Consider the following 21,381-nt stretch of genomic DNA (forward strand, 5'->3'; position numbering starts at 1 on the left):
TTCTATTTAGCCCCCTAATGAACTTGGACAGTACACCCCTTACCCCGATACAATAATGTTGAGGCGGAGGGGAACGGAATGAAGAGAAAGCAGTACGATCTGAATTTCAAAAAGATGGTGGTAGCCCAAGGGAAAGAGATTGGCAACATGACCACCGTAGCCAGGCAACATGAATTGGATCCGAAGATGGTTCTCAGATGGGCTAAAGAATTGAATCGTAAGGATCTCGATCAGTTGGACGGGACAAGCGTCAAACAATCGAAGTTCGTTCCAACAGCGGAAGGTTATGTACAGCTGGAAAAAGAGAATGAAAAGCTTAAAAAGCTATTTGCTGAACAAGCCTTGGAGAGGGACATTCTCAAAGACCTACTAAAAAAAACAAACCCACAGTTGCGGATAAAATAGACATTGCCCGGACGTATATTGCGCTCGGACACAACATCAGCTTCGTCCTTCGTGTGCTCGAAGTGGAGCGATCCACCTACTACGCTCATGAAAGACGGGAGCAGCAAACAACGTCGGTAACTGCTTGCAGCAGCGGTCGTCCCCTGCCAGGCCTGTCGTACACACGAGATGAGAGTCCGGTTAGTGATGAACAAATCTGCGAGTGGCTCATGGAGTTTCTGGCTGGCGAAGGCGCGTCGTATGGCTACCGGAAGCTCACCGTGCTACTCCGAAGGCGGCATGGGCTACAGATCAATAAAAAGAAGGTCTATCGCCTATGCAAGCAAATGGATGTGCTCCGCCCGCAGCGACAGCTAAAGTTCAAGTATCCCAAGCGTCTGGCTAATAATCGCGTCCTTACAGGCTCCAATCAGCTGTGGGAAACAGATATTAAGTACGGTTGGATCCACGGCGAGCAGCGATTCTTCTTCTTGCTGAGTATCATCGATGTGTTTGATCGCGCGATAATTACGTATCACATTGGATTAACCTGTGAGGCAAGACATCTGGTTCAGATCACGCAGGAAGCTTTGATGAAACGAAAGCTTTTTGACAATGTGAATTCGCTTGTCGTTCGATCCGACAACGGTCCGCAGTTTATTAGTCACCGATTTGAAGAAGCGTGTGAGACCTTCAATCTTATTCACGAGCGCATCCCGCCAAAAACACCGAACAAGAATGCTCATATTGAGTCATTCCATTCCATCCTCGAAGCAGAATGTTATCGGCGCCATGAATTTGAAACGTATCCTCAGGCCTATGAAATCGTCAGTCAGTTTATCCAGGATTATAATTGCATTCGAATCCACGGCAGTATCTACGATTTGTCTCCGTATGAATACATGACGGCTATCGAGCAAGGAATTGTAGCGCCGAAACAAATAAAAGTCTAAATCGGTCTAAACCAGGGAAATTCAGAGCAATCCTAAGAACAAGATCGAATAAGAGGTGTCTTGTCCATAATAAGGGGTTTTAACCGGATTTGGATCAAAAAGTTGGATTTAATGATCGAATTGATATTTACAGGTTTGACTCCAACTAGCAATTGCAAAAAGGATTAAAAAATCAAAGTTATACGGCGACATTACTTTCATCTCACAAAAATTATATTAAAGAAAATGTATTGCTTGTATACTTTGCTGCCAATGGAAAAACCGATAAATACAATAACCAAATCAATGAAGTAATGGAATCAATATAATATACGTCCCTTAATTCCCTGTATTTTTATATTTACTGATTTAATTATAGTTATGTTGAATTTGGCGTTAGATATATGAGCGGGTTTAAAGCGTATCGAAAAAATTTGTGGTAGATGTTATTTTGAGCTGTTTTTTAAATTAGTTCCCCATAAAAAAAGGGCATGGCCGGCTGTTCCTCAGGTGCAGGAAGGCGTTAGCCATCTTCACCCATCTGCTATTATCCATGCCCACACAGATACTTACAAATCTACTTATCCTTCTCTTTTTTCAGCGCTGCTCTAATATGAGCTTCCTTCAATTGTTCATTTCCTTTTGCATTAATTTTCTGTAACGCTTCATCAATTGTTTGTTCACCGGCAAGGACAGCTTCGGTTTCTCTTGAAAAGATTGTTTGAAGTATGGAATCAAAGCCTTCCGGTACATTCAAAGGGTAACTGAAATCAGACATCTTGGTCAGCTCATAGAATGCACTTAGTGCGGTTCCATTCACCTCTGGGATAAAGTCAGGTCGGACAGATAACGAACCACCTGGAGCTCGGGATAAAGATTTTGCTACTTCCGTCCCGCTAGCGAATTTAATAAATTCCCAAGCCAATTTCTTATTTGGTGAATTTGCATATACTCCGAAAATATCGGTTAGACCCATATTTGGGGCCACGTCAGGATCCTGAGAATGGACAGGTTGAGTAACCACTCCCCAACGAAGTGGAGATTTAAGCCTGCCTTCGGCCTGAGAAATCATATTTAAATAATAGGAGCCTTCTACGATCATAGCGGCACGGCCGTTTAGAAATAAATCATTCTCCCAACTTCCAGGGGGAGAGATGATGCCTGATTGATATGTATCTACAACTTTCTCATAAATATTGCGCCATTGCGGGGAATCGATTGTGATATTTTTCCCATCAGCACTAACATAGGAGAGCCCTTGTACGGTTCCATAATAATTCGTCATTTGGAATATGGCCTCACTTAATTTAGTTGCGGTTGATGATGAGGTGGTCGATAAGCCATAAATACGCTCAGCCTCCGATCCTTTAACAGGGAATTGTTCCGCTAAGTTAAGCACTTCTTGGAAGGACATCCCATTCCGAGGCAATTCAACATTGTACTTTTCGAATAAATCGATGTTGTAATAAAGACCACTGGTAGAAAACTCAGGAGCTAGGGCATATAACCCGCCGGAGCCTTCTTTTTTCAACCAATCTGTTACCATGGGAAGAATGCCTTCTAGATCGAATTTATCTTGTTGAATAACAGAATCAAGCGGATGCAGCAAGTCGTTCTCGATGGCGTAGGAGTAACTGCTCATATCCAGGTATAAAACATCCGGTTTGCGTTCTTCGATATATTCCTTAAATGCTTTATTGCTGTCTGCTGCCGGATACTTCATTAACCACTGCGTATTTACGACCTCGAACTCCACATTTGGAAACTGATTCATAAAATAATTCCCGTACTTCTGGAAAAATAGATTTTCCTGGAAGTACATGACCTTCAGAGTTCCTTCCAATTTTCCTTCTAATTCACCACCTTTGTTCTCTTCTTTCATACAAGCGCTTAGTAAGGACATCGTTAGTACGAGGATTAATAAAATGATTGTTCTTGTTCTAGTCTTTGAATTCAATATACTCGTGCCTCCTTTTACTTGGGTTGTGTACTGCTAAGCTTGTAAAGCAATCATGATAGAGTTGGATTTGATAATATAGAAATAAGTGGTTATAAATGCGCTTTCATTAATGAAAATGCCTCCTACATCATCAAATGATCATCCTGAGCCTACTTTTGAGCAAACGTTTGCACAAATGAGATTTAAAAATGAGGAAGCAAGGTGCATTCCTCGAATTCTAATTTAAACCATATCTGTAAAATTGGCAAGAATATAAAAAGCTTGTATATCTTGTGTCAAACCCTCTCGCCAGCCCTTACTTCCTCCATTACAGGTATCCTCACTAGCGTTGCATAAATGTTTTCGAAACTTTCGAAATATTGAGTTATCTCATCGTACATGCACAAAAAAATCCTTTACAATAGATATGGGAGGTAGTACCTGTCCATAATCCACTGAAAGGATTAGCGCATGGATAAGGATACCCTATTTTCTTCATTTGGTAAATGGATTGCACCCATTTTTACGAAAACGTTCACAGATCGAATCGCCGAAACTCGCCAGGATGCGTATGTTAAAAAGCTCACGACGACTGCATATCTCAAGCTGTTTTTGCACGCTCAACTGCATCAGCGGGAGGGCCTTAGGAGCATTGCAGATGATTTGCTGAGTCAAGCCTTCCAGCACGAACTCGGATTTGAGTCCATCTCGTCCAGCCAACTTTGCCGGAAAAACAATGGGGTCGATCCGGAGCTGCTTCGGCATGTTTTCGAGCAATTGGCCAAGAAGATCGTATCGAAATACACGGCTCTTGGAGACCGGCATGCGATCAAAATCATCGATTCTACGACGGTTTCGCTTTGTCTGCAGACGTATAAGTGGGCGCAATTTCGCAAAACGAAAGCGGGCATCAAGCTTCATCTGCGTCTAGCTTTTGTTGGCGAAGACGACGTTCTTCCTGAATTCGCGACGATTACACCCGCCAAGAAAAATGACCGGACCCAAATGGACTCGCTCATCGATGAGGAAGGCGTCACTTATGTGTTTGACCGCGGTTACGTGGACTACAAGGCGTTTGACTCGTACAGTGAGCGCGGGATTCATTTCGTGACACGGCTGAAAAACAACGCTGTTATTGAGCCGATCGAGTCATTTGAGATCCCAACTGGCAGTTTGGTGACAATGGACGAACGTGTACGGATCGGCTCCTCACAAAAGCGAGCCAAACATGAATTCCGCATGATTGAAACTTCCGATTCAGAGGGAAATCAGCTGATTCTCGTTACGAATCATTTTGATCGGACAAGCGATGAAATTTCGGCGATGTACCGGAGCCGTTGGGTGATAGAAACGTTCTTTAAATGGATGAAGCAGCATCTGCGAATCAAGCGGTTTTACGGAACAAGTGATCGTGCTGTGCACAACCAGATTTGGATCGGGCTGATTGCCTTTTGCCTGCTGGTGCTGGTGAAACAGGACACGAAGACGCCACATTCTCTGCTGCAGTTAAGCCGGTGGCTAAACGTATTGTTGTGGAAACCGAGTGAGCACTGGCTGAATCGAATCCATCGTCCACCGAGTCGGAAGTCAACGGGTCGTAAACGAAGCGAATCGTCGTAATCGCAAGAGCCAGAAAACAGGTTTGTCGGAACTCATTTCGTATATACATAAATTACCAAATGGACAGAGCTACCTCTAAGGAGAGTTCGACCTTTTGGTTTTGTTGACATCGATAGTGTGTTTGAATATTCAATTTATTTTATAGTGAAGGTTTATGCAACGCTAGTGAGGTATCCTACCAATTGGCGCATTACAACGATAGATGATAGCTGTAGACGAGACTCTATTAAATCATTAGTTCAGACCGATAATATAAAAATGGGAAATAAACTTATAGGATCAACAACAATCAAGGTAAAGGCAGCGTAACTAAGTATTCTCCCAAATACAAAGCATTGATACTCGGTGTAATAGATTCCGAGTCATATTGAGGTGATTCTATTGTCTGGCGCAAATGTAAAAATGGATCTGGCGGATGTGGAACGCCTCCGTCAACGGTTTACTGCGATCGGTCAGGACGCGATGCGCCTGATGCAGCAAGTGAACGGGGCTGCTTGGGAATGGGAACAGATCCCCACTGTGCGAGAAGCTGGGCGTGCGGTAAGAGTGGCGAAAGAGCTTACCGCAGAAGCGGAGGAACTGGCCGATTTTGCTCGGCGCATGATGCGCGGGGTCGAGCGGCTGCAAAATGAGAATCGACTCAAGATGAACTTGACCTTTACGGTGGGGAAAACGTGGAATCCCTTCGGGTTTGGCGCCTACAAACAGCCGATCATTGGATATGGCCAGGTTAGCCTGCGGATGCAGCAGGCGGCGAAGATGGGGATTAGCAGCGTGAGGCCGATGCCGCTGATGGATGCGTTTCAGCAAGACCCGGTTATCCTGGGGCTGAAGCGGATTGCGGCGAGCCCTAATATGACCCCGGAAGATCGGGCTGCGGCACGCTCGGAGCTGGAACGGATTTTGAAACTGCGGGAAGACATCGGCAAGGCGCAGACGGCGTATGGGATGTACAAAGCCTACGGCAATCGGGTGCTGATGGACGCGATGCATGAGATGGCGGTGGCAGCTCGGCAGGAGCTGAAGAGTAAGGGGATCCGCGAAGGATTGTATGCGGAGAACGTAGACTTGTCGCCGTATTTTCAGAAGCCGGCGATAGAAGCTTGCGACTTTGATCCGTCCTACACCGGGCAGCCGGTACCGCTTGGAGATGATCCGAAGTACCGTTTGCTGCTGAGCCTTGGTGCACAGGAGGGCAAGGTGCGGGATTGGGCACGGGGGGAGCTTGCTAAAGTGCAAGATTCCGCGCAATGGCGCGTAGCAGCAGGGGTCGTTCGGGAAGGAATTGCCGGGCAGTTGGATCGTTATAACGCCACGATACCGGCCGAAAAAATTCGGGAAATGCAAGAGTACCTGAAAAAGATGAACCTGTATCAGGGGAAAGTAACAGGCGTTTACGACGAAGGATTAATGGCCTCTGTAGCAGCGTACCAGACACTAGCAAACACGGTCAATACGAAGTGGATGGTGTGGAATGGGGGGAAGCTAAAGCCGTTTGAAATCAACGGAGGATTTAATGAAGATTTGTTACGGTTAGCCCGAAGTGATGCCGCTCAGGGGATGAGGAACAATCCGAATTTGAAGCTGAATAACGGCATGTTGATGATGGCATTGACGTACTCCTCCGTAACGGATGGTATCATAAGCCAATTGCAAGACGAGGGGATGGCACTGTTAGGGGTGCTGAACCCAAAAACCTATTCGGATTTCATGGATGTAGGCGAGGCAATCCTAAACGGTGAATTGACGCTGGAGCAAATCGGCGATACGCTGGGTGAGAGCGTCAAGGAAGAGTTCGTAAAACCGTTCCAAGACGTTAACCGACTGTATGCCCGTGTCCTCAGCGGAAAAGCTAGTCTTGAAGAGAGCAAGGAGTTTGGACGTGCACTTACCCAATCGGCCCTGGCATTTACGGCAGTAAAGGGTGCTGTAAAAGCAGGCATAGAGGGCGGTAAGGAATTGGCAGGGCGCCTTCCCGATCTAAAGCTTGACCTGAAGCCCGTCGCCGTAACTCCGGACGGAACCTGGATGAGAATCGGAGATAATGGCATAGGCGGAGTACAACCCCTCAAGCCTACTTCGGTTCAAGAGAACTATCTTAAGTTTATGGCTGAGGTGACGGGGAAGGGTCTCAAAGAATATGTTGGTAACGCATTTGATGCTGCAGGGAAACTTAAACCGGATGTTAAGTACAAAGCTGGTGAGCACCAATATGATTATGAGACAGATCATCTTGGCAGAATTGAAAAATTTAGTGCGGATGATTTAAAATTAACTGCGAGGGACGACCGATTACCACATGATCCCAAGACGCCAGGCAAAGAGTCAGGTGACCATGCAGGTCATTTGGCAGGGGATAGATTTGGTGGTTCTCCAGAGTTAGATAATTTAGTTTCACAGTCTAGTAATATTAATCTAAGCCAATATAAAAAGATTGAAAATGAATGGGCAAAAGCATTAAATACCAAACCACCTAAACATGTTTCTGTCGATGTAAAAGTAAATTATGATGGTGATTCGCTCCGACCATCAGGTTTTAAAGTAACGTACGAGATAGATGGAAAGATTACAGTTAGAAATTTAACAAATTAGGAGGAAGACATATGGCAAAAGTGTTTGAAGATTATTTTTCAGAACTACAAGCAGACATGGTTTCTATTTGTTTGGAATATGTAAACAATAGAGCAGATGTAATTTATATCTATGCTTCTTATGAACTTGGTGAATATGGAGTTAATGTGTTTTATAAGATAAATAATTGTGTTGTGCAGAAGCATAAAGTAAATGATGCGGTGCAACGCTTTGAAGGTAATCCAGAACTCTTGTATGATGTTTCTAGGGATAGACAAATTGCAATGCTTGATATAGGGAATGAAGACCTTCGGAAAATAAATGATTTGTGTAAAGAATATAATAAGGAAATGCCTACTGAAATGAAGTTAGTTTACGACGTAGCAAATAATAAATTAGATGCGACTTATAGTTATGATTTGAAGTATTCAAATGACCCTGAAAAGATATCGGATCACATATTTGATGAATGGTTTGAAGAAATGGGTGGAATGTTATAGTTTTGTCTAAATATTCTCTATGAAAGTTCCAGGGTCTGTCAAATCTTTTGTGTAAACTCTTTTAAGAGGCTGCTCCCTCGGGGAGCAGAATGAAATTCATTTGAGAAAATGCCCGATGCGATCCGGGAAGAAGACGGATAGCTGGAGAAGCATTTGCCCCCAGTTTTGAACGCGGCCTGTCCATTTGCGTGTCACGTCCATCGTGGCCAAGTAAAGCATTTTGAGCAAGGAATCATCTGTTGGAAAGATACTCTTGCCTTTCGTCACCTTGCGCAACTGACGGTGGTAGCTCTCAATGATGTTGGTTGTGTAGATAATCTTGCGAATTTCTGCGGGGTACTTAAAGAACGTCGCGAGCTCGTCCCAGTTGTTGCGCCAGGATTTCACAATGAGCGGGTATTTGGTGCCCCATGTTTCCTCGAAACGATCGAGCTCTAGTAACGCCATCTCTTCGTTAACTGCCTTATAGATGGGCTTCAGGTCCGCAGTGACCTTTTTGATGTCCTTGTAGGAGACAAACCGCGTGGAATTACGGATCTGATGGATGATACACTTCTGGATTTCGGTCTGCGGATAACAGGCGGAGATTGCTTGCGTGAAGCCGTTCAAGTTGTCGACACAGGTGATGAGAATGTCTTGGACTCCGCGGTTTTTCAGGTCATTTAGGACATTAAGCCAGAACTTGGAGGACTCGTTCTCGCCGATCCACATGCCGAGTACATCTTTGCAACCCTCTAAGTCAATGCCAATCACCATGTAAGCCGCCTTGTTCACAATCGCCCCGTCTTGCTTGACCTTGAAGTGAATGGCATCGAGAAAGACAACCGCATACACGGACTGCAGCGGCCGGTTTTGCCACTCTTTGATGAGCGGAATAATCTTGTTCGTCACGTTCGAAATGAAGGTCGGAGAAAGGTCGATTCCATACAGATTCTGCAGGTGATCCTGGATCTCCCGAGTACTTACACCTTTGGCGTAAAGGGCAATAATTTGATCCTCAATGCCAGTTACGTTAGATTGGTGCTTCTTCACGACAAGAGGCTCAAACTCGCCATTACGGTCACGAGGGATGCTGATTTCCTGCTCGCCATACTCGCTTACGATGTTCTTCTTGCTCTTTCCATTGCGACTATTCTTCGTCTGCTTGTTCTGAATGTCATGCTTGGAGTAGCCTAAATGCGTATCCATCTCGGCTTCAAGCATCTCTTGAAGCGTCTCGGCAAACAGATCTTTTAGCGCATTCTGAGCATCCTGTGCGGAGACCAATTTGTTCTCCTTAATGAAAGCTCGTAGCTGCTCTTTCGTCCATAATCCCATGTGTAATCCCCAGCCTTTCGTATACTACCATTTTAATAGGTTTGGGAGTTTACACAATCTATTTTACAGACTCAAGTTCCATACTCATATACTTGGAACGAGGCAATAGGGACTGCCGAGTGCCCAGTGCCCAATGAACTCTTTATTCAACTAGTAACACACTCAACCCATATAATACATGTATAATTATTTAGCCATTTCGTTTGTACGTACAGTAATGTTTGAAAAGTATAACCTAATTAACGCTGAAGCGTCACATAGAACAGGTCGATTATGGTCAGATACCACCATGATTGACCTGTTTTTTATTATGCTCGGTTGCTTGCGGTCTTTTCAAATTTACTCGCAACTGTAGATTACCCTGTATCGATAGTGAGGCAGAGGAAGACAGAATCGCACCTTTCAAGATATCATTCCTGGTGGGGATAGCTTGTCTTCTATACTTCAGAGATAAAGGTTACAAATGTCCTCGAAAATGAATTGGGCTAAAGCAATTAAGCAGCGATAGAAGCAAAGATTGAATTAAACATCAGATATAATCGGGATGCTTTACACCCATTAATTTTTGAAGTGAAATATTCTATTGAAAAACTATCAATATTAAAAACTAGGAGATTATTTAATGGGGAAAGTATTTGAGAATTATTTTTCAGAACTACAAGCAGATATGGTCTCAATTTGTTTAGAATATGTCACTAGCGTTGCATAAAACCTCAGTACATAAGTTGAGTGAAATTTCAGAAAACGTTTTTTTGAGGTGAAATAAAAAAAGTCAGACAGCTCTTAGAGGTAGTCCATCCATTTGGTTAATTTATGTAAATTTGTTCATTGTTGGTGATCTATGAGTCCGCTAATGAATCTTCTACTCGCGTTCGCTGTCGTCCTTTTGACGTTCGGCTTGGTTTTTCCTTGAGCTGCCTGAGCCACTTGTCATAGGGTTGCCACAAGAATGTGGTTAGCCAACGTGTACATTGAAGCAAGCTGTGCTGCACCTTCGTCTCCAGCTTCACTAGCATCAGCAAACAAAACGCGATCAGAGCGATCCAAATCTGATTCATGACGGCCCGCTCGCTTGTGCCATAAAGATGCTTAATCTGCAGATGCTGCTTGATCCACTTGAAGAAGAGTTCGATTGCCCAGCGGCTGCGGTACATCTCACTGATTTCATCACACGTCAGGTCGAAGCGATTCGTCACCAGAAAGAGTTCGTTTCCCTCCGAATCTTGCGTCTGGATCATCCGGAGCTCGTGCTTCATTCTCTTCTGCTGCGAGCCGATTCGCACACGCCAATCGGCGGAAACCACACTCTCGGCAGGAACATCATACGCTTCTAACGGTTCCATATGCGTGTTGCTTTTCAAGCGGGTCACGAACAGAATCCCTTCCCGACTGTAACGATCGAATGCCGCATAATCGATGTAGCCGCGGTCAAAGATGTACGTAACGCCAGGTTCATCAACGAGTTCCTCCATCTGAGTCCGATCATTTTTCTTGGCTACCGTTACGGTCGCCTTGTCCGGAAGGACCTCATGTTCATTCATGAAGGCCAGTCGCGTATGGATTTTGATGCCTGCTTTCGTCTTGCGAAATTCGGCCCACTTGAACTTCTGTAAGCATAACGTCACCGTCGTCGAATCGATGATTTTAATCTTGAATTGCTTTCCCTTTGTGCCTTGACGAAGCAGGACAAGCTTGGCTACCTGTTCGAATACATGCCGCAGCAGCTCAGGGTCAACTTGATTGTGCTTGCGACTAAGCTGGGAAGCTGAGATGGAGGTAAGTCCAAGCTCGCGTTGCAGCTCTTCACCCAGCACGTCGTCGGCGATGTGACGTAATCCCTCACGGTTTTGCAGTTGGGCAAGTAAAAACAAGTTAAGATACGCTGTCGTAGTCAACTTTTTCGTATACTTATCTTGTTGACATTCCGCCACGGCATTTATGAACGTTTTTGCACAGATGGGTCTAATCCATTTACCAAATGAAGATAATGCAGTACGATTGTCCATGCTGGATCCTTTTCAGTGGATTTATGGACAGGTCTACCTCTCCGATCCATTGTAAAGGATTTTTTTGTGTCCGTTCCCAGATAAAACAGAAGATTTTGAATGTTTAGAGAACATTAATGCAACGCTAGTGGTTCTAAATAACTCAATAGCTATGAAAAGCTCAATTATGGTCAGTTACTGCCATGATTGAGCTCTTTTTATTTTCTTCGTTTTCTTTCCGAATTCGATCTCAAATAGATTAGTAGATACCTATGGTTCATATGGTAAAATATAGTTAACCATAATTCAACCATTAAGGAGGATTTAAGATGTCCTACCATTTCTACGGTCTTGACCATGTTCAACTAGCGGCACCCCAAGGCTGCGAAGCAGAGGCGCGGATATTTTTTAATGGTTTGCTGGGCTGGACTGAAATTCCCAAACCTGATGCTCTTCAAAAACGCGGTGGAGTTTGGTTCCAATGTGGTACTCATCAAGTACATGTAGGTGTACAAAAGGACTTTGTACCAGCGACTAAAGCTCATCCGGCGTTCCATGTGCAGCATTTGGATGAACTACGAGATCATTTGCTACAAAACGATACTGGTGTCATTGATGATGAAGCAAGGACAGATGAAGGCGTCAAACGATTTTATTTGAATGACCCATTTGGAAACCGTCTTGAATTTTTAGAGTGGCTGGAATAGCCATTTTGTTAATTCCCTTCCCTTATAAATATAATCTCCAATTCCATTTCGAAGAGCGCATGCTCTTCTTTTTTTTCTGCAAGTGCAGGGGAAACCATCGAGTCATTCGTCTATTAGGACATGGGGAAGGGAGGCGCAGTATATCAGGAATGATGTGGAGTGGCTCCGAGCCGTCCGAGACAGTGGAGCGGACCGATTCGGGGAACTGATAGATGAATATGGAGAATACCTTTATCGCACCATCAATGCCGTTCTGCGCTCCCCCCATGATACGGAGGACGTGCTTCAAGAAGTGCTTTTGACCATCTGCCGAACCTTGCCTGAATGCCGATTGGATGGCTTCAAAACATGGATCACTCGCATTGCAGTCAATCGCGCCATTGACTGGCAGCGTATGAAGCGCAGACGCGAGAACCCAGCTTGGCATCTGCCGGAGGATCGACCCGAGAATTATGACCAGCTGCAGGATCAGATGCCCATTGTGGAGCAGCTAATTGCCAAAGAACGATTGCAAAAGGTTCAGGACAAACTCGAAGAACTGCCTTCGGACTATGCAGCTGTTGTTAGGGATTATTATTTTCGCCGCCGTACGCAGGAAGAGATTTCGCAGGAACGCGGGCTGAAGCCGAAGAGTGTGGAGTCCAAGCTTTACCGGGCACGCAGCTGGATGAGGCGTCATTGGCAAAAGGAGGACTTTGAATGAGTGAAATCAACCACCCTTCCAGTGAAGTGTGGATAAACTATGTGTCAGGTTCCATCGCCGCTGAGCTTGAGAGGGCGACGCTGGAGCGTCATCTTGCCAATTGCGCGAGCTGCCTGGAGCTTTACATAGCTGCACTAGATACAGCGGAATCAGCTTTAGCTCCAGTTTCAGCTTCAACTTTAGCGTCGAAGTCCTCTTCCCTAGGCGATGGCAATTCGTACTCTGAGGGAACGGACCCCAGCAACCTAATGGATCGGCCGGCCGATTTTCTGCCCCCTGCGAACAGCATGACTCGTATACGGGAAGCTGTTCTGCAGCAGTTGAAAGCAGATTCAGCCGCGCACCAAAAGCGTCGCAGAGCATGGGCTCGCCATCCAGCATTCCACTACGGTCTTGCAGCGGCGCTCACTTTGATGCTCCTTCTGACAGGTGCATTGAGCGGTTTGACGCGTGAGCTGGAGAAAGATATTTCTTCCCGCACATCAGTTATTGGTTCAAACCCAACCGTCCGACACCCGGCTGCAGACAGTTGGTCCGGACATGTGGTAGAACGAACTTCCAAGCTGTTAGATGAGTGGGAGTCCGTCCGCTATCGTTAACCAGCCAATCGTAATTCCATCTAACTCAAATAGAGAGGAAAAACATTATGCGCAATTCGCTCAACCCGTTTTTGGTGCTGCTGCTCGGCTTCATACCCGGGGCTGGCCATGCCTATTTGCAAAAATATATTCGAATGATTGTTTATGGAACCTTCGTTTTGCTCCCGCTTGCTTTTATGTTCCTTCTGGCAGTTACGGACAATTTGGATGGGGAAGCCGTAATGATGGTCTTGTTCCCAATGTTGATCTGGGTCATCAGCATGTTCGATCTGCTCGTGACGCTTTTGAAGCGCCCGGCAGTACCTGCCCACGTCTTTGAACCGGGACCGATGGACGCCCAAGGCATTCCCACCGCGAGGCTTGTTCCGAGCCAGATCGCTGAGAATCAACGGGAGAAATCAATGACGATTTTACTATCGTTCATTCCAGGCCTCGGTCAGATGTACCTGGGTCTATTGCAGCGCGGAGTCGCTCTTATGGTTACCTTTGCTGGTCTTGGCACGTTTATCATATTTGTCACCATCTTACTGAGGACGCCGGTTTTTCTAGTTTTATTGCTGCTCATGCCAGTTCTCTGGGTTTACGCTATGTTCGACGCCGTCAAGCTTGTGCAACGTAAACATCTCGGCGAGCCACTTACTGACCGCTCTCTATTCGAAGAGATAGAGGGACATTTTGCATCGGGCCGCAAAAATAAAACCGCTGCAGCGGCGCTGTCCTTCCTGCCTGGTGCGGGGCATCTTTATCTTGGCATGCAGAAGCGGGGGCTGCAGCTAATGGGCATATTCCTTCTTTCCATTTATTTAATGGACAGTCTTCGGATGACGCTGTTTCTGTTTCTACTGCCTCTCGTCTGGTGTTACGCCTTTTTCGATGCCCTGCAGCAGCATGGTCGTTATCTGAGAGGAGAGCTTGCGGACACTCCCGTACTTGGTGGGCATACTGGTTACAATCGTTTGCTCGGAACGGGATTGATTCTACTCGGAGGTTACTATTTGAGTGATCGCATTTTGGTCGAGATAGCATCGAATTACTTCCCGCAGTTCTATTCAGCCTATCAAGAGATCCGATATAATCTCCCAGCTGCGCTGACAGCTTTCCTGCTTATTGCTGCAGGGCTGAGACTGTTCCTTGGCAGGCCGAATCCACCAATTCCACAGCCCCTGCATGAAGGGACTGAATTTACTCGCCGACAGAACGAGGAGTTTTAAGGTTTAATTAAACAAGGATTTTATTAATTTTCGCCGTTTGTCTTCCACTTAGTGGGGACAAGCGGCGTTTTTATTTTTAACTCTACATAACTCAAAATGAATAATTATGTCAATTATTCTCTTGTTACAGTCAAGTCCACGCATTCTTTTAAAGACTAAAGAACTACTATCTTAAGTTATGTGTCTATCATAATAAGGATAAAAACAAGTTTTTTTGCAGGTAAATATAAACTTTAGCCTTTTCCAAACCGATACATATTTTTGATAATATAAAAAATATAGAAAACAAAAAAACTTATCAAACAACATAATTGAAATAAAATATTATTATATTAATCCAAAAATGTTTTATAAAAGAAATATATTATCGTTATTAAACTGATTTATTCAAACAATAAATTATATATTAATTAAAATTCATATGAACTGGTGATGAAAAATGACAGAAGAACAACGCTCAAGAAATCAGGTACAAAGGACCCCGCGTCTTATGCCCTACTTCCCGCAAGGAGTACTGCATTTAGAAGATCCGGCAAGGCCAAGCGAGAAGCCAATTTTTAACTGGATGACCATTCTAATTCCACCTCTCGGCATGTTGGTTGTGTCTATTTTTACAGCGCTGCTGTCCCGCTCCTACATTATGATATTCGGGACAATTGCGATGACTATCGTTACTGTTCTCGTCTCGATCCTTAACTACACCTCTAGTGTTAAAACGCACCGGGATCTGGTCAAAAAACAGGAAAAGAAGTATCTGGACTACCTATTTTCCATTCGGAACCAGCTGCATGATGCATCTGTGCAACAGCGAGAAGCATTCGAACAGTTATATCCATCTCCAGATGAATGTGAGCGACTCGTACGTAATCGAGCGAAGCCTATGTGGGAACGCACCTCTGTAGAGGAGGATTTCCTTTTGCTCCGGTTGGGAGTGGGAATTCAGGAGACAGCGCTCGTCCCAAGCTTTGAGTCCAAGACCAAAGCGATTGACGATGAAAACCCATTAGAAGATATCGCGCTTAAAATTTGTGAAGAACTGCAGTACGTGCATGATGTTCCCGTACCGCTAACGATACAGGAGGTTCGCAGTCTCGGAATCGTCGGAAAAAAACAAGAAGCGGGTGAATTCATAAACAGCTTGATCATCCATTCGACAGCTCATCATGGATATGATGATCTTCGTATTGTCGGGATCTTTCCTCAATCCGAGATTGGACGTTGGGAGTGGATGAGGTGGTTGCCACACAGCTGGAGTACGGATCGAAGGACTCGATTCATAGCTGCAGATGCCTCCGCGGCATTAGCAATCGCAGAAGAAGTTTTGCCTGAAATGAAGAAACGTCTCGAAAGTCCAACCGGATTTTCGAGCACGTTCACGCAGGCTGCAATACCACATTATCTATTCCTGATCATGGCGCCAGAGCTTATGGAAGAGACGGAGCTCCTTCAGCTTTTGTTGGCTCAAGAGTCACCTCGGGGAACGACGGTGATGTTCGCATCCGAAAGAATCAATGTTGGCCTCCCCTTGAACTGTCAGGTCATTCTGGAAGTCAGGGATGGCATCGGGCAAGTGCGGAAGGACGCGGGTGGATTTGTACCTGCACATCAGTTTAGGCCAGATAGCGTCAGCAGAGAGCAGGCAGAGCGGTTCGCGCGTTCGCTTGCTTCTGTGACGATTCGGGATAATCAGGGCTCCACCCATATCCCACAGATGGTTACTTTCCTCGAAACGTTTCAAGTACAACGGGTGGAGGAACTTCGCATTGGAGAGCGCTGGAAGACTAATCAAGCGAACCGGACTCTTTCTATCCCGCTTGGTCAAGGAAGCGCAGGCAAGCTCATGCTTTTTGACATGCATGAAAAGAGCTACGGCCCTCACGGACTCGTAGCTGGTACGACCGGATCGGGGAAAAGTGAGCTGCTGCAATCGTTGCTTCTCGGTTTGGCAGTCAACTACCATCCGCATGAAATTGCCTTTGTCCTAATCGACTACAAGGGTGGGGGAATGGCGAATGCCTTCAACGGAATCCCGCATCTCGTCGGAACGATTACAAACTTGACCGGTAATGGAATTAATCGCGCACTTGCATCCATTAAGAGTGAACTTCTCAGGAGACAGATGCTCTTCGGAGAAGCAGGTGTAACGAGCATTGACGACTATATCGTTTTGCACCGTTCGGGACAGGCTGCATTGCCGCTCCCACATCTATTGATCGTCGTGGACGAATTCGCCGAGCTGAAGTCCGATCAACCTGATTTCATGAAGGAACTTGTCAGCGCGGCCAGGGTAGGCAGGAGCCTGGGCATCCATCTTATCCTTGCAACACAGAAGCCTTCAGGTGTTGTCGACGATCAGATTTGGAGTAACTCACGCTTCAAGCTTTGTCTCAAGGTGCAGACGCCATCGGACAGCCAGGAGATGCTCAAGAGGCCGGAAGCTGCCGAAATTAAAGAAAAAGGCAGAGGTTATTTACAGGTAGGCAACAACGAAATTTTCACCTTGTTCCAATCGTCATGGAGCGGAGCTCCGTACCTTCCCTCGGAGGATAGTCAGCCGGGCTACACAGCAGAAATCGTGTCTCTTCATGGTCAGAGAAGCTCACTGATTCCTAAGAAAAAGTCAGGAGAAAAACAGGCTGCTCCATCCGAGCTGCAAGCTGTTGTTTCCTACCTTGCCTCGGTTTCGGCAGATGAGGGAATCAAAGAAGCTTTCCAACTATGGCTTCCGCCTCTGCCGGAAATGTTGGTGTTGGACAAGCTGTTGCCTGAAAAACAAGTATGGGATGGCCAGCATTGGCCGGAGCAGCCGGACTTTTTATCCATTCCTGCTGGTTTGGTCGACAACCCCTCCAAGCAGTCTCAGTATCCGCTAACGATTGACTTCGCAAAAGACGGGCATTTGCTGGTGTATGGCTCACCGGGCACTGGCAAAACGTCTTTCCTGAAAACGATTGTGACGGGCTTAGCTTTGAAATACAGTCCGGAGCGGGTTCATATTTATCTGCTCGACTTTGGAACTCGGACGCTTGGTGTCTTCCACGAGCTGCCGCATAAAGGAGACATCCTCTATCCCGAAGATGACAAGAAGCTGCAAAAGATGCTTGCTTGGATGCTCACAGAGCTTGAAGAGCGCAAGCGTAAATTTGCAGAACTGGGGATCAGCAATCTTCGCGCCTACTGCAACGCGACGGGTGAGAAGGTCCCATCGCTAGTCATTTTGCTGGACAATTTCGCCGGATTCAACGAGTTGTACATGGATGAGTCTATGGAGATGTCCAAAATTATCCGCGAAGGCGGGAATTACGGGTTCTACTTTGTCCTTACGGGCAATGCAAGCAATTCCATTCCTTATCGAATCACCCAGAACGTCAAGCAGGCTTTAGTTTTCCAAATGGCCGATCGTTCCGATTACACGGCTATCGTGGGGCGTACCGATGGCATGGAGCCGGGTAAAACAGCTGGCAGAGGACTCGTCAAACAAGACGCGATTTTGGAGTTTCAAGCAGCGCTTCCGGTTGAAGGAGACAGCGATGATTTACAAGCAGTGGGAATACGTGAATTATGCGTGCGCATGAAGCAGAATTCCGTCTTTGATAAACCCAAAGAGATTGTGATGGTGCCGACCGCTCTGACTGCTGCTGATTTACTAACAAAGCTTAACGGGGCAGGGGACGGAGAGGCCAGCTTTAGGATTCCGCTTGGACTAGATGAAGGCACGGTCGAACCCTTGCTGCTCGACATACGCGACAGTCACACGCTTCTGGTTTCTGACGTGAGCGAGGCTGGCTGGTTAGACGGGTTCAGAAGTCTTATGGGGCTGATGGCTCCTAACTGCAATATGGAATCTTTCGTTTATGACAGTGCTGGATCGAAGCTGCAGCCGTACTGGCCTGGAGAAAGAATCATTGGAGATGCGGAAGCTTTTTCTGCCTTGACTGAATCGCTTGTTCAGCAGCTTCAAGAGCGCAAAAACGAGGCGCGGCAAGCTAATGCAGAAACTTCAATTGATGAAGCTGATTTTATACTTGCCAACTACCCGCTGCTCGTTCTGATTCTTCCTGATTTGGAATCAGCTTTGAAGCAAATGTCTGAAGAGTCTCTTATGCATTTGGAGAGAGTAGCTAGATTCGGCGGCGGACTGGGCATTCTGCTTGCTGCAAGGGTTAAAGCTGATGAGCTCGACAAACTTCAATTACAGTATTCTTTGCCTGGACTGCTGATTTCAAATGAATCTTTCCTGGCCATCGGCGGGAGCTTGGCCATCAACCATAGTGGATGCAGCACCTATATGCAAGACATGGACTATGAGCAATCTCATCTCAAATTGGCTGAAGGCATGGCCTGGATGAAGGTAGCAAACACCCAGGCTCAGCTTAGAATACCGACAATTTGATCTGGGGGGACGAGAGTAATGTATCCTAAGCGATCATTCATGAGTTTAACCCTGGATGAGATTCTCTATATGGTTTCCTTGCTCGGTCTCAAGCACTTCCCTGGCTTGGAAGCGGCGACGGCCGAAGATAACTTCGGAGATCTCCAGAAGTTCATGAATAAGCAGCAAATCAGCTTGGAGAGGAAAAAGTGCTTAGAGGTCGATTTCAGCGGCGAGATTCGCATTTTGCCCGAGATGGAGCGATTTGCGCGTGCTGGAGCTTCCAGCAGCCGCTATCTCCTTATGGCAATAGATACGGAGAATGGGGCAGGCAGTAGATATTATTATTTTTTTGACCAAGAGAAAGCGTACGAGCTTGAACGCAACACGGTGGATGCCTCATGCAGCATGGTAGAGATGCATGGGCTCTATGAGATGTTAGCTCAGATCGCGTCTAGAATTTCGAGCCAAAACAGTGAGTTGGATAAAGAAGGTGAATCTAGACCTTCGCGTCAGATTTCCTTGGCGGCCGTGGAGGCTAGCGGAGATGAAGCGCATGTCGTTAAGTCGCTGCATCTTTTATCGCAGAATAACACTGAGGTTTGGCAAGCTTGCAGGGAGGAAGGAAACCCGGCAGAAGGACTGGCTACGCTGTCTTTTTTCCAGGTGATGGACCTTTCAGTCAGATGGTTATGGGAAGCGGCGGACGAGTGGAGGGGATTAAATGTCAACAGTTATCATTACAGTGCTCCAGCGCGATAAGCCGGAGAAATCCATAGATGTGAACATCTCGCTTAATCTGTCGGCTGTTCAGCTTGCAGCAATACTTAAAGAAAATTCTTGGCTGCAGGAGGAAGAAGCACAGTTCTGCGAGGTTAGTGAGACGGGGGATCAATGGTCAGCAGTAAGGCCTGAATCGCTCCTGTCGGCTGCGATACACGGTGACGGTGCACTGATCCGATTCGGGAGACAGCCGTTAGCTGATGTTTAAACAAGGAGGTAATCGCGATGAAAAGCGTGCATTTGATCGGCTCGCCGGAGCTCACCCTCTTGCTCGGACGATCGCTGGAACATGAAGGGTACATCATATCTGGGAAGCATTCCACGCTTCAGCAGGTTGTAGAAGGTTTCGAATCTAGGGAAGTCGACCCTTCCTCCATCGTGATCATTGAGGGTGGAGCCGGGCTCGGTCATCCTGTGAAGGCTGCGGATGTGCTTTATTACATGACTTTGTTTCGCCAGCAATTGAAGAGAACTCGACTTATCGTGCAGCTGGATCCATCTCTGCAAGAGGATGTTGAATTTATTCGTTCCATGGTGAATCTGGGCATCCATGATCTGCATTTTACGATTAAATTCCAAAGTGCAGATCTCCAGGCTTGGATCAAGGAGAAAAAGACGACGCGGGATTACTACAACATCCTTGAACCTAAAAAAGGGCTGTTCGGCCTTGGTAAAAAGAATCCGGCACCAACGATTCCGGATGCGGGTTCAATTGCTCCGGCAGCGACCCCGGCAGGGACTACACCGTCGCCAGCAATTCAGGGGAATGCAGCTGCAGCGCCAGAAAGGCAACGTCCGGTTGTTCAGACGCAGCCCCAAACTTCTGCCTGGCCTAAGCGGGCTGTGACCCCTAGCGGGGGTGTCCGTCCAGGGCTGGCCAGCTCTCCGCCCGTAGCGGTTAGGCCGCCAACACCGACTCGAGCTGTCGAAGAGGTCAGGCCTGCTCCTGTTGTGGCGAAGGAAGCAGAGGCTGGTCAGCCAGCATTCGTCCCAGCTGCAGCTGGAGGAAGTCGATTGCCGCTCGTGCTTGGTTTTTGCGGGGCCGGTGCAGAAGAGGATGTTGGGGCGGCCGTGTTCCTGCTCGCCTCGTCCCTTGCCTCACTGGGCTGGAAGCCGCTCGTGTGCGGGGATGATCGTCCGGAGATCAGTTCGTTGGAGGATCTAGTTTTTGACGGGGAAGAGGCTGATTCAACTTCAAGCATGTTTGAGCATGAAGGGGTTACCTTTTACCGGAGGGATTTCGCCTGGGATATATCTGAGCTCATGACGAGCGGGTACACTCATATTTTATTGTGGCTGGATATTCACCGGGAGCGTAGGGGAATCGGCGGGATGGAGCTGTGGTGGAATACGCAGGTTCCAGTCATGGTCGGTAACGGAGCCATGTGGAAATATGAACTGCTCAAAGAGAGGTTGGATACGCTCAGCTTGGCGGAGCAGAAGCGCTGTCGGTTGCTTTTGGAGAATGGCCATCAAGAAGTACTTAAAAGACTGAAAAAGGATTTTCCCGAGCTGCGCTCAACTCTCATCCCGCTTCATCAAGATCCTCTGAGCCCGGATAAGGAAGCAGTTGAATGGGTCATGAAGCTTCTTGGAACGGAAAAGAGGCTGTTTCGGAAGCCGGTTATCCTTTGGGCAGTGGCGGGAGGGATCGTTTTCGTAGCTCTAATGCTGTTGTTTATCGGAATATCAATCGTCCCGGATACGAAGTAGAAGAAGGGAGATAGAGCCATGCATTCGACGGAAGCCCGTAGAATA

16 protein-coding genes are annotated in these 21,381 nt (G+C 46.6%); 13 read left to right on the forward strand and 3 right to left on the reverse strand.

Annotated features, from left to right (window positions below):
• Window positions 1-78 precede the first annotated feature (78 nt).
• Complete coding sequence (locus CGZ75_RS01955; protein ID WP_089522622.1) at window positions 79-405, forward strand: transposase; 327 nt, start codon at window positions 79-81, stop codon at window positions 403-405.
• Window positions 406-440: 35 nt separating this feature from the next.
• On the forward strand, window positions 441-1,337 hold the full coding sequence (locus CGZ75_RS01960; protein ID WP_281255103.1) for an IS3 family transposase: 897 nt from the start codon (window positions 441-443) through the stop codon (window positions 1,335-1,337).
• A gap of 556 nt (window positions 1,338-1,893) precedes the next feature.
• Here CGZ75_RS01960 and CGZ75_RS01965 read toward each other — a convergent pair.
• Window positions 1,894-3,273 carry an ABC transporter substrate-binding protein gene (locus CGZ75_RS01965; protein ID WP_089522624.1) on the reverse strand — a complete coding sequence of 460 codons (1,380 nt, stop codon included), beginning with the start codon at window positions 3,271-3,273 and terminating at the stop codon, window positions 1,894-1,896.
• 453 nt (window positions 3,274-3,726) lie between these two features.
• On the opposite strand from CGZ75_RS01965, the gene CGZ75_RS01970 reads away from it, so the two are divergent.
• The 3 genes from CGZ75_RS01970 (at window position 3,727) to CGZ75_RS01980 (ending at window position 7,946) form a co-directional block, all read left to right on the forward strand.
• Window positions 3,727-4,875: an IS4 family transposase gene (locus CGZ75_RS01970; RefSeq protein WP_089522625.1), complete on the forward strand. Its 1,149-nt coding sequence runs from the start codon at window positions 3,727-3,729 to the stop codon at window positions 4,873-4,875.
• A gap of 381 nt (window positions 4,876-5,256) precedes the next feature.
• Window positions 5,257-7,467, forward strand: coding sequence for a DNA/RNA non-specific endonuclease (locus CGZ75_RS25695; RefSeq protein ID WP_245850665.1), 2,211 nt, complete (start codon window positions 5,257-5,259; stop codon window positions 7,465-7,467).
• 11 nt (window positions 7,468-7,478) lie between these two features.
• Window positions 7,479-7,946 (forward strand): DUF600 domain-containing protein, encoded by a 468-nt coding sequence (locus CGZ75_RS01980; RefSeq protein WP_089522626.1) that lies wholly within the window; start codon window positions 7,479-7,481, stop codon window positions 7,944-7,946.
• 96 nt (window positions 7,947-8,042) lie between these two features.
• On the opposite strand, the gene CGZ75_RS01985 is transcribed toward CGZ75_RS01980, so the two are convergent.
• Both CGZ75_RS01985 and CGZ75_RS01990 read right to left on the reverse strand, forming a co-directional pair.
• Window positions 8,043-9,263: an IS256 family transposase gene (locus tag CGZ75_RS01985; RefSeq protein ID WP_089522627.1), complete on the reverse strand. Its 1,221-nt coding sequence runs from the start codon at window positions 9,261-9,263 to the stop codon at window positions 8,043-8,045.
• 839 nt (window positions 9,264-10,102) lie between these two features.
• Window positions 10,103-11,269: an IS4 family transposase gene (locus CGZ75_RS01990; protein ID WP_089522628.1), complete on the reverse strand. Its 1,167-nt coding sequence runs from the start codon at window positions 11,267-11,269 to the stop codon at window positions 10,103-10,105.
• Window positions 11,270-11,577: 308 nt separating this feature from the next.
• Here CGZ75_RS01990 and CGZ75_RS01995 point away from each other — a divergent pair, with 308 nt between their 5' ends.
• From CGZ75_RS01995 to CGZ75_RS02030, 8 genes are all read left to right on the forward strand, one after another.
• Window positions 11,578-11,955 carry a VOC family protein gene (locus CGZ75_RS01995; protein WP_089522629.1) on the forward strand — a complete coding sequence of 126 codons (378 nt, stop codon included), beginning with the start codon at window positions 11,578-11,580 and terminating at the stop codon, window positions 11,953-11,955.
• Between the two features lie 154 nt (window positions 11,956-12,109).
• Window positions 12,110-12,658: an RNA polymerase sigma factor gene (locus tag CGZ75_RS02000; RefSeq protein ID WP_245850666.1), complete on the forward strand. Its 549-nt coding sequence runs from the start codon at window positions 12,110-12,112 to the stop codon at window positions 12,656-12,658.
• Window positions 12,655-13,257: a hypothetical protein gene (locus CGZ75_RS02005; RefSeq protein ID WP_089522631.1), complete on the forward strand. Its 603-nt coding sequence runs from the start codon at window positions 12,655-12,657 to the stop codon at window positions 13,255-13,257. Before CGZ75_RS02000 ends, CGZ75_RS02005 begins: the two co-directional genes overlap by 4 nt.
• Window positions 13,258-13,304: 47 nt before the next feature.
• Window positions 13,305-14,468, forward strand: coding sequence for a hypothetical protein (locus CGZ75_RS02010; protein WP_089522632.1), 1,164 nt, complete (start codon window positions 13,305-13,307; stop codon window positions 14,466-14,468).
• A gap of 439 nt (window positions 14,469-14,907) precedes the next feature.
• Window positions 14,908-18,861, forward strand: a complete 3,954-nt coding sequence (gene essC / locus CGZ75_RS02015; protein ID WP_089522633.1) for a type VII secretion protein EssC — start codon at window positions 14,908-14,910, stop codon at window positions 18,859-18,861.
• 39 nt (window positions 18,862-18,900) lie between these two features.
• Window positions 18,901-19,602, forward strand: a complete 702-nt coding sequence (locus tag CGZ75_RS02020) for a hypothetical protein (RefSeq protein WP_141136632.1) — start codon at window positions 18,901-18,903, stop codon at window positions 19,600-19,602.
• The gene (locus tag CGZ75_RS02025) at window positions 19,565-19,831 is read left to right on the forward strand and encodes a hypothetical protein (protein ID WP_089522635.1); all 267 of its coding nucleotides are present in this window, start codon (window positions 19,565-19,567) and stop codon (window positions 19,829-19,831) included. The genes CGZ75_RS02020 and CGZ75_RS02025 overlap by 38 nt, the downstream gene beginning before the upstream one ends.
• A gap of 17 nt (window positions 19,832-19,848) precedes the next feature.
• Window positions 19,849-21,336 carry a hypothetical protein gene (locus CGZ75_RS02030; protein WP_089522636.1) on the forward strand — a complete coding sequence of 496 codons (1,488 nt, stop codon included), beginning with the start codon at window positions 19,849-19,851 and terminating at the stop codon, window positions 21,334-21,336.
• The last annotated feature ends 45 nt before the right edge of the window (window positions 21,337-21,381 follow it).

The organism is Paenibacillus herberti (assembly GCF_002233675.1).
GTDB lineage: Bacteria > Bacillota > Bacilli > Paenibacillales > Paenibacillaceae > Paenibacillus_O > Paenibacillus_O herberti.